This is a genomic window from Actinacidiphila paucisporea (assembly GCF_900142575.1).
GTDB lineage: Bacteria > Actinomycetota > Actinomycetes > Streptomycetales > Streptomycetaceae > Actinacidiphila > Actinacidiphila paucisporea.
Window position 1 is genome coordinate 1 of record NZ_FRBI01000060.1, and the last position, 9716, is coordinate 9716.

General features: G+C 67.8%; 7 protein-coding genes and 1 pseudogene. 3 read left to right on the plus strand and 5 right to left on the minus strand.

Features of this window, described 5'->3' with window-relative positions; genetic code table 11:
- Positions 1-196: 196 nt before the first annotated feature.
- From BUE44_RS37715 to BUE44_RS35320, 5 genes are all read right to left on the minus strand, one after another.
- Complete coding sequence (locus tag BUE44_RS37715) at positions 197-499, minus strand: helix-turn-helix domain-containing protein (protein ID WP_159450339.1); 303 nt, start codon at positions 497-499, stop codon at positions 197-199.
- 807 nt (positions 500-1306) lie between these two features.
- Positions 1307-1828: a hypothetical protein gene (locus BUE44_RS35305; RefSeq protein WP_073503101.1), complete on the minus strand. Its 522-nt coding sequence runs from the start codon at positions 1826-1828 to the stop codon at positions 1307-1309.
- Position 1829: 1 nt separating this feature from the next.
- A complete protein-coding gene (locus tag BUE44_RS35310; RefSeq protein ID WP_073503102.1) occupies positions 1830-4013 on the minus strand; it encodes a hypothetical protein in 2184 nt (727 codons plus the stop codon).
- The gene (locus BUE44_RS35315) at positions 4010-5710 is read right to left on the minus strand and encodes a hypothetical protein (RefSeq protein WP_073503103.1); all 1701 of its coding nucleotides are present in this window, start codon (positions 5708-5710) and stop codon (positions 4010-4012) included. The genes BUE44_RS35310 and BUE44_RS35315 overlap by 4 nt, the downstream gene beginning before the upstream one ends.
- On the minus strand, positions 5710-7134 hold the full coding sequence (locus tag BUE44_RS35320; RefSeq protein ID WP_073503104.1) for a site-specific integrase: 1425 nt from the start codon (positions 7132-7134) through the stop codon (positions 5710-5712). The genes BUE44_RS35315 and BUE44_RS35320 overlap by 1 nt, the downstream gene beginning before the upstream one ends.
- Before the next feature lie 479 nt (positions 7135-7613).
- On the opposite strand from BUE44_RS35320, the gene BUE44_RS37720 reads away from it, so the two are divergent.
- The 3 genes and pseudogenes from BUE44_RS37720 to BUE44_RS35330 form a co-directional block, all read left to right on the plus strand.
- The gene (locus tag BUE44_RS37720) at positions 7614-7790 is read left to right on the plus strand and encodes a hypothetical protein (RefSeq protein ID WP_159450340.1); all 177 of its coding nucleotides are present in this window, start codon (positions 7614-7616) and stop codon (positions 7788-7790) included.
- A gap of 763 nt (positions 7791-8553) precedes the next feature.
- Positions 8554-9105 carry a sigma-70 family RNA polymerase sigma factor gene (locus BUE44_RS35325; RefSeq protein ID WP_235002770.1) on the plus strand — a complete coding sequence of 184 codons (552 nt, stop codon included), beginning with the start codon at positions 8554-8556 and terminating at the stop codon, positions 9103-9105.
- A gap of 17 nt (positions 9106-9122) precedes the next feature.
- Positions 9123-9716: pseudogene (locus BUE44_RS35330) on the plus strand (hypothetical protein); the annotation flags it as partial.

The following is a 9716-nucleotide window of genomic DNA, read 5'->3' on the forward strand; positions in this document are numbered from 1 at the left end:
CTCCAGGCGTTCGACATCGCCTTCGACGGCCGACTCTCCATCGGCCGCCGCTAACCCACACAACCCCAGTTACACCAGTCGCTAGACAGACCCTCTCTAGGGTGTCGCGATCAGGGGCGACTTGAACCCGGACTCGCGGGTCAGGCGTGAGAGGCAGGTGTCTCGGTCGGCTGGGGTGGTTGTCACAGGCGGAAAGTCACTCTTCCGGGTAAGGCGCCCAGGGGCGGGTCGGGTCCGAAGCTGTGGTGAGCGCTTGTGTTTCCCGAAGCATCACGAGCCTTTCCCAGGTGAGTAGCCACTGCCTCTCGTCGCCGTCGAGCGCCCGAACGACGGACTCAAGGACCGGCCACTTCGGTAGTCGCTTCCCGCTGAACAGGTCGGAGAGCGTCGAGGGACTGGCAATTCCTGGAAACTCGGGGTTCTCCTCGATCTTCTTCGAAAGCTGGCGCAGAGTCGGTGCACCAGCTTCGACGCGGAGCCTTCTGAGCTGTTCGGCCATGTCCTGCATCGCCGAGCGGAGCCTTTCGGCGCCTGCTTGTTCTGGGGCCGGTGCTGGTGTGGCCTTGGGCGCTTGTTCTAGGGCTGGTGCTGGTGTGGCCTTCGGCTCTGTCGTCGGTGTCACGCGGCTTTTGGAGGGCCGAGCAGCACGTAGCGTTTCCAGTTCGGCTTCTGTAACGGTGCGTCGGGTGAGCCATTCCGTTGCGTCACCACCCCAGGCTGTGACCAATGCTCCTAACACGGAGCGGGTAGGCAGGCGCTGTCCCCGCAGCGCCGCGAAGAGCGTGGAACGAGGAATATGAGTCCGCGCTGCGATCTGATCCACGCTGGGCGCGTCGAAGCCGGCGGTGTCCCGCAACGCTCGGAGCTTGAGCGCAAAGCGCGCGAGAGGACCGTCTGATGGCGCCAAGTGCGAAGGCCGTCTGGGCATGACCACCCCATCTGCAGTCTGTTGTCGTGTATAGAGCGCAGATTGTGCTCGTATTGTCTCGATCAATTGAACAGGGTCTAGGGGCAACACATGCTGGAAAGGCAACAGTTGACCAGCCGCCAGCGTCCCCGGCCTCCAAGCTCAAGAGGACGACCGGCGGCCCAGCCAGCCGACGTTGTCGGCAGAACGGACGTGACCGTATGGGTCAGTCGCTCTCGCATCGTCTCTCATGGCGCCCCTGGGCGGGCAAGGGATCCAAGGAGGTTGGCGTCGTCGTGGTGATCGTCATCGTGGTCGTGGGCCTGTCCCTGGTCCTGCCCGCTGTGCAGATCGCCGCATGCACCGGTCTGTTCAGCGCGATTGCCAGTGTGGTGGCACTCACCTGTCGTACTGAGCGTGGCGCACTGCGTCGGCGAGCCTGAGGCCCGGCGGCAGGGGGACAGCGTCACAGGCGTCGTCCCGCTGCCGTTGTTCTGGAACAGGAGCTGGGGAAGTACGGCTGAACGTACTCAGCTCGCGGCGGAGACGCTGGACCTCGTCGTCCTTGGCCGCCAGGGCCGACAGAGCCAGCTGGTGACGCTCCTTGAGCTGGCTGAACTCGGTGTGCGTACGGGCGAGTTTGTGGGTGAGTCGCTGATTCTGCCCCCGCAGCCGGGCGATCCGAGCCTCGCGCGGGTCGGGCTGCTGGCCCGCGGCCCAGGCTGCGGCCCGCCGTTTCTCGAACTCGTCCTTGAGGTGGCCCCAGGTGCGATAGAGGGCGGCGCGGGAAATCCCGGCCTCGCGGGCGAGGGTCTTGACGTCGCAGGCCCCGCCGGCCGGGATCTGCCCGGCGAGGAGCCGGTCGATGGCCGCGCGGATCCGCCGTTCGATCTGATCGCGCTGTTCGGGACTGAGGGCCATGTCATCCAGCCTTTCCGGCGGCCTTGTCGATCTCTTCGAGGGCTCGCATGGAGCGTTCGTGTTCGGCCCGCAGCCGGTTCTTCTCGCCGGCCGGGATGCGCGGGTTGGCCAGCAGGGCGGTGCCGTTGTCCGCCACGGTCTGCCAGACGGGCCGGTGGATGAGATGGTGGGTTGCCTGCGGACAGCGGGAGCTGTCACACATTCCCGTCAGCGGGGCGACCTCCGACTTGGCGCCGGCGAGCTTGAGACACAAGGCTTTGGCCGGGTCCTCGAACCAGCAGTAGTTCGCGGCGGACAGGTGCAGGACTGCGGCCTTCTTCTTGAGCAGCAGTTCGACCTGTCGGTCGGTGACCACCTTGGCCGGGCCGGGCTCGTGTCCTTGGAGTTCGTCCTCGACCGCGCGGAATACAGCCATGAGAGCGTCCGCTCCGGGACCGGCTGGCAGCTGGCCGTCTTGGAACTGGCGGAACGCTTGAACGGTCCGGTGTAGTTTCTCGTCCGCCTCGGCTCTCTTCCACTCCTGGTGGAAGACGGCCTGAGCTCCGCCGGGCCGGTGCGCGTATCCCTCACTGGTGACCACGGACAGGTGCTTGAAGTGCAGCTTCGTGGCGAGCAGCCCGCCAGGCCGGGCCGCCATTTCAACCGAGAGAGTCCGGCGCAGGCTGCGGGGATGGACCGGCCTGTCGGGGATGGGCTGCAGGCCCAGACGCTGGCCGGCTGGCGAGGCGACCCACCGCCGCAGCCAGTCCATTGCGCCGTTGCTGTTGAAGCCGTGGAAAGGACCGAACAGCAGCTGGCCGGGCTCGGCATCGGTCAGCTGCTCGGCCAGCGTGACGGCGCGGACGACCTCCTCGACGACGACCCATTCATCACGCACGCCACCCCAGCGGCGGCCCTTGACGACCTTGCTGACCAGCCGGTGCCGGGCCAGGCCGGGGACGTCTTCTTCGGCAGGGGTGTGGCAGCCGACCGCCAGCTCCATCAGTTCGCTGGACCGCATGCCAGTCAATGCCGAGGTGGTGATCACGCAGGCATGTCCGACGACCCTGACCAGGGCCTGCGCCTGCAACGACGGCAGAGGGAGCGACCATGGCACCAGGTCACCGTTGTCAGCGCGGGGAACATCCGCCGCATCACGACACCACCGGTGTTCCGTCCCGACCTGCGCGACGGCCGCTTCCAGCAGAGGACGGACGCTCTTGAACAACGGGCGCCCGATGTCCCGGTGCCCTGTTGGGCGCAGCAGTTGGAGGAAACTGACCTCCAGTAGGGGATCGTGCGGATCCCAGCCTTTGGTCAGGCGCTTGGCCACTTGCCAGTCCTGGAGCCGTGGAAGGGGTCTGCCTGCCCGCAGATGCTCCTCGACCACCGCAGCAAGCGGAGCCTCGGCACGCAGGTTGCGGATCAACCACGGGGTTTCTGCGTCCTGGGCGAGACGGTCGGCACGGAGCTCTTTGCGCAGCTCGACGACGCGCGGCCCGAGGACATCGATCAGGTGCAGGCACGCTGTCAGCAGCGGTGCGAGAACTTCGTCCGGCAGCGGCGGCGTCTTCACCATGATCTCGGGCCTCGTCGGGGCGCCGGTGACGCGGCCCGGAGAACGCTCGCCCCACGGACGGAAACCGGACCGGTGCCGGTCGGCAGACAGCAGTTCCCCGTAGTCGGTGATCTCCTGCATCACGGACACCACCGTCCGCAGACCGCTCGGGGACTTCGGTCGGATCACAGCCCCATCGGCATCCCGGATGACGCCGTACTCCTTCACGAACGCCTCGCAGTGCTCCTGCGTGACGGCGGCCAGAGAGGCGATGCGTCGTTCGTGCAGCCAGTTGAACCAGAAGGTGGCGTGGTAGAGCCTCGCCGCGACGGTGCGGGGGTGGCGTGGAATGCGCCGGGCCCGGGGCAGCGCTAGCACCCGCTCATCGGAGGTCGCCAGCCAGGCCAGCGCGAGCTCCTTGGCGACCACTCGCCAGGCCGAATCCTTGATCCGGCTGAACTCCCACTTCTTCTCGGTCGGCTTCATCTGGACCGGCGCATCCGCCCAGCCCTCCAGCGACCACACATCGTCCTCGAAATGGGGTCGGCCGAATCCGTCCCGCCAGACAAGGCTGGCAGTGGCCGCGACGTCCGCCCCCGCGAACAACGACCCGGAAGGCACTCCAGCAGATGCGGGAGCGAGATTCATGAGGTCATCTCCTCAGCACGCAACGGCAGTTCGGCATCCACGTCGGCGACTTCGGCCTGGGCCGCCTCGATCGCGGCCAGCGGAAACCGCGGCAGGATCTCGGCGGACAGGCGACGGGCATAAGGGGCGAACACCACCGCGAACTGCGCACGCGGCATCGCCCGGAACTGACGGGCGAAATACGCCTTCAGCCGCAGCAGATTCGGCAGGTGCCGGGGAGCGAACAAGGCGAGTGGACAGAGCAGGCAGACCCAGGGCCTGGCCGGACACGGCTTTCCCTTCGGACCGTGGAGCCCGGCCAGCTGATCCGCGCAGGACGTGGTGAACACGTCACGTTCCCCGCCCAGCAGCTCCTCCAGAACACCCTGGTTCAGGCCTAGACGCTCGACTTCCTGCGGCAGCCGGTCCGCAGCCGCCGCGTCGTCGACGACGAGCGGCGTGCTTGCGCGCCGCAGTAGGTCTCCTTGGGCGTCCGCGATGATCTCGCCGACGACCGCCCGCTGAGCGGGTGTGGCCGCCGACAGGTAGTGATCGCCCTCGACCTCGGGAGAGTGGTTCGGGTCGATCGTCGCCCGCAGCGACCACGTGCGCTGCCCGCGCTGAGCGATGAACGTGGTCCGCAGCCGTCGCCTGTCCAACCACATCGGCCCGCCGGCATCCGACCGCAGGCCGTGACGCTTCACCCAGGGCCGCAGCAGATACTCGGCGAACGTGGCCGCAATGAACCGGCAGTGCGACGTCACCAGCCAGACGCGGCCGGCCAGGTCCTCGGGAGCATGCCTGCGTGCCTGGGCACTGTGCTCGATCCACTGCTCCAGCAGCCGTGATGCCCCCGCCGACAGCACCAGACTCTCCTCGCCCGTGCGGCCCTTGGTGTAGGAGAGCAACATCGCCTGCTGCCCCGTCCAGCGGACATCCTTCGTTTCCAGACCCGTCAACCCGTCGGGGACGATGCCCGTCCAGGCCCCCAGTAGCAACAGGTAGGGGACGGCGTCCGCGTGCGTCGGAAACAGAGCGTTGCGGATCTCCTCAAGCCCCAAGGACCCCTGCCGCGCTTCCTCCCGCGTCAGGCCCAGGTGCTTCGCAATCACGGCTCGGCTGACCGGTCCCAGACGCAGCAGCAACCAGGCCGCGTTCGCCTTGTTCCAGCCCCCGGCCGCCGGGTCCTGGCCCTCCTCGGCGAGCGCGAGCATCGCCCGGTGCCGGTCCCCAAGACGGCGTACCTCCGCTTTGCACAAGTCGATCAGCCGGTTCCACTCGGCCGGCTGGTAGGGCGGCAGAGGGGAGCCCACGACCGGCCGGGTGTAGTTCGTGCCGAACACCATCTGCCGCACCGACTCCGCCAATGCCCGATGGCGCTCGTCGAAGGCCCGAAGCGTCGTGCGGGTGCGGTATTCGACCAGATACTGCGAACGCAGCCAGAAGGAAGCCAGCAGCGGTCGGGACAACTCGCCCGCCGATCCGACGAACCCGTCAGCGGCCAGTTCGCGGACCATTCGGCGCAACGTGGAGATGAAGCTCATCACCGTGGTCCGCTTGGCGAGCGGCCCGTGCGGGTGGATCAGGGCGGCCAGCCCCTCGGTGAGATCGACGGCCAGCAGCGGGTTCGGGAGGTCTCCGATTGCGATCAGCTCGGTCGCCTGGCCGGGCAGGGACAGCTTCAGCGCGAGCGGCTCGCGGATCACTTCGGCGGGCATCAGACAGTCTCCTCGAACTCGCTATCGGCCTCGGCCAGCACCGCCGGATCCACTTGCCCGTGCGTCTTCTCCCAGGCGGCCTGGTAGATCCGGTGCACGTCCAGACGCTTGAGATAGACCTCCGTCGTCGTGACGCTGGAGTGCCCCAACAGGTCCCGCAGGATCAGCAGCGGATCGGATTTCAGCAGGTAGAGCGCGAGCCCCGACGCGTCACCGGTGGCCGCGGCCATCTGAGCAGCAGCCCGGTAGTGGCCCTCCACCAATCGCTCCAGCGTGGCCATTGCGAAGCTGTGGCGACATCGGTGCGGAGCGACGTCCGGGAAGCGCGGCTCGAACACCTCCCGGATGCGGCGGGCCGTGCGACGAAACAGCGTCCCCCAGTCCACGAACGGCCGCCCGCCGTAGCTCAGCGCCAGCAGCAGCGAGCCTCCCTGCGGATCGACAAGCCGCAGCCGTTCGGCCGGAGCCAGCGACGACCAGGTCATGCGCCGGCCGTTGACCCGGCCGCCACGAAAGTCCGCCTCCTCCACCACCAGCGGCTTCCGGGGCATCCACGAGCCGCGGGCCATCTCCCTGTCCAGCGCGATATAGGCGTGGACCGCCGCCAGCGACGCGTAGTCGATCCACGTCGTGCGGAACTTCCGTCCCTTGGCGCCCAGTTCAGGAACCGCCCACAAGATCGGCACCTCCGTCGGCTCCGCCGGCAGCGGCGGAACCTCGTGAACCAGCAGGTGCGTGAACTCCCGGCTCCGCATCCCGGTGCCCAGCACCAGGCGGCCCATCGCCGCGTTCCGCCCCGGGAACCGGCCCCGAAACGCCGCATTCTCCAGACCGTCCGGATCCAGTCCGGCCAGACCGCGGCAGAACAGTTCGGCGAAGTCCGACTCCAGGTACTGCACCTTCACGTGCGGCTTCACCCGCCGCAACCTCGCCAGATTCCGCCCGGTCTCGACCAGCCGACCCTCGACCATCCGTATGCCCGTGCCCACCGTGAACGGCACCGCGCTCGCCAGGCCCTCCTCCACCGCCCAGGCGTAGAAGCGGGACAAGACGGTGACCTGAAGCTCCCAGGAAGACGACGCCAACCGCTCGTCCAACGGCCCCGACAACCGCCGGTCCGCGTATGTACCCAGCGCGGCCACCAGGTCCTGCCGCGAGGCGAACACCTCGATCGCGTGCCGCCGCAGATGAGTCAGCCAGTCCCGGGCCGACAGCGCGTACGCACGCCACGAGTTCGGCGACGGGGCGCCGCTCGACGGCAACGTACGCAGCCACGTATTCACCACCCGCGTCGCCCGTGGGCCGTACCCGTCCTCGAACAGGAAGTCGTCGTCGATCAGGACCGGCATCCGCTCAGGGATCAGTGGCTGCCCACCGAGTCCCCAGGACTGCCAGTCCTCGGAAGAGAAGAAGTGCACCAACACGGGCCGGGACGTTAGGCCCGCGATACGACTTTCATCAACTGCTAACTCCACAACCAACCAACGGGAGTTGAGGCATGTGAGACACGCAAAGAAAGCAGCGACAAACTGGATTCAGCAGTCCCGCGACGCTGCCGGCAAGGGCGCGCACGGCAAGCACCTGGTCTACGCGGCCGACGGGAAGCCCGTTGCCGACGACCCCTGGCGGCACGGCAAGGAAGGCCGCACCTGCACCGCCAGCACCTACGGGCGTGCCTGTGTCACCCGTCACGTCGCCAGTTACAACGCCGTGCAGCTGCTCGCCTCGGTCGCTGTCACCCGCGCGTTCGGCGTGCGCGTCCCCGCCCGGGCGCTGCTGGCCGGCGCCGCCATCAACGGATTGACCCATGCCGTTTTGGACCGCAGGGAACCTTTGCTGTGGCTTGCCGCCCGGGCCGGGAAGGCCGGCAGGTGGTCACCAGCATCCACCTCCAGGTCCTCTTGTGCGCCCTCGCGAATCCCAGCCGGACCAGTCCAGTCGAGTTGGCAAGCCGTCGCCGGCGGACCAGGTGACCGCCGCGGCGCTATGCGACCAGTTGGCTTTCGGCGACGACGCCGACGACGTCCAGGAGGACCAGGACGACGACCAGGCCCAGAAGTTCGTCATCGGCCCGGAGTGACGGGATTGGCTGGAGGAGCTCCGACGATGGATCGACGAACTCGTACGGGAGGTGCCGAAGGAGAGGCTGAAGACGCGCCGATCTGCAGCGGTGCTCTCGTATCGTCCTGGCGATCGACCGCGCCAAATGTGAGGGCCGCGCGTTCCGTCAGGAGGGTCCGAGTCCGGGAGCGCGGTCAGACTGCCGTCTGCCCTGTTGAAGCTTGCTATGTGGTGGCCCGCGCGGCGGTCACCTGGGAGTCGAGGACGTCGTAGTCGCTGGTGGAACGACACCCTCCGGTTTCTGGCGGTGTGTGGTGTCGATCACACCGCATCGATTGTTGAGTGGTGAAGTATGGGGGCGGGTGGTGCAGGACGGCCAGGGTGTTCGGGTAATTCCCCTGATGGGGGGTGTGTGGTGGACCAGGCCTGTTTGCCGGTGATGCCCGTAGGCCGTTACGTAAGTAACCGACCAGTAGCGGTGTGTAATTTTTTCTGTCGATTGCGGCTGCACGATCTGGCATCGGCGAGCGCTATGTAGGCAAGACCGCAACGTTGCGGCCGTGAAGCGCCAGGCACGGGGCGGTGCTTCCTACCTACCAGGCGAGAGGACCACCAGGTCCGGTGACACATCCACAATCGGCGCAGACCGTGCTCGCGGCTGCTGCGGCAGTTCGTGCGTTCGGGCCCGACGCCTGCAGACTCCTGCGCCGCGTTCTGGCCGCCAGCGTCAGGCTGGGCGCCTCCGAACTGCTCCACCCCCGTGGCCCGGGAAAGGAGGAACGGTGAGCGGATCCAATCTGCCAGGCCGCCGTGCGAGGCGCTCCCGGGTGATCGAGCGGCCCCAGCCCGTCGACTTCACCGTGTTCCACACCACGCACCGCGGCGCGTATGTGCGCTGGGCCTCGCTCTATCTCGGATCACGGGCCGACGCCGAAGACGCTGTCGACGACGCGATGCTGGAGATGCTCGGCAAGTGGCCGACGGTGCTGTCCCAGCCGGAACCGGCCGCGTACGCCTGGACGATCGTCAAGAGCCGTACTCGGGACGCCGCGCGGGCACGGGACCGCCGGCAGAAGGTCATCAGCATGGCAGCCGTCATGGCTGCCTGCCTGGGGGAGACGATCGACCCGATCGGCGAGCTGGAGACCAGCATGGCCGTCCAGCAGGCCGTCGAAGACCTCCCGGAACGGCAGCACGACGTGTTCGTGCTGCGCTTCGGCCTCGAATACACCGTCCGGGAGACCGCCGAACACCTCGGGATAACCGAGGCCACCGTGCGCTCCACGCTCCGCGACGCCCGGCGCCGGCTCAAAGCAGCTCTCGGCCTCGACTGAAGAAAGGACACGACGAGATGATCGCCGCCATCACCTCGTACGAGCAGGTCCTGGCAACCGCCCGCCTGGACTGCCCCGCCTACACCGACGACGAACTCGCGACCGCCGAAGCCCGTCTGGCCGCAAAGGCCGCCGACCGGCTCCGCTCGGGCGCGCTCACCTTTGACGACGCCAACACCCCCACCGTGGTCGGCGCGGTCATGCCTAACTGGTGGGGGACCGGTCAGGACGACCCCGGCCGTGACCGCAATGGCGCCGACACCGACCTACGGCACCTGTGCCAACTGGTGATCAGCCAGTCCGACGCCCTGCACCAGATGTCCACGCTCCTGGAGGACGTCGCCGACCGCTTCCTGGAGCCCGAAGGTGCCCGGGTGCTGGCCTGCGTCCTGCACCTGGCAGGCAGGGAGGACTCCGCCCGTTTCTGGTGGCAGTACGCAGCTGGCGCCGACGACGTCGCCGCCACCTACTGCCTGTTCCTCTACCACCTGGCCCTCGGTGAAGAACCAGAGGCCAACCGGTGGCACGACCAGGTCGCCAACCGCAGGGGCAGCGTTCTGTGGGCACGGGCTGCCTACGCCGACCGCTACGCCGAAACCCTCGGTTGGGCG

Excerpts from the sequence above, each read along its gene's own strand:
- BUE44_RS37715 (WP_159450339.1), bottom strand. The coding sequence starts at position 499 with ATGGCCGAACAGCTCAGAAGGCTCCGCGTCGAAGCTGGTGCACCGACT.
- BUE44_RS35305 (WP_073503101.1), bottom strand. The coding sequence starts at position 1,828 with ATGGCCCTCAGTCCCGAACAGCGCGATCAGATCGAACGGCGGATCCGC.
- BUE44_RS35310 (WP_073503102.1), bottom strand. The coding sequence starts at position 4,013 with ATGAATCTCGCTCCCGCATCTGCTGGAGTGCCTTCCGGGTCGTTGTTC.
- BUE44_RS35315 (WP_073503103.1), bottom strand. The coding sequence starts at position 5,710 with ATGCCCGCCGAAGTGATCCGCGAGCCGCTCGCGCTGAAGCTGTCCCTG.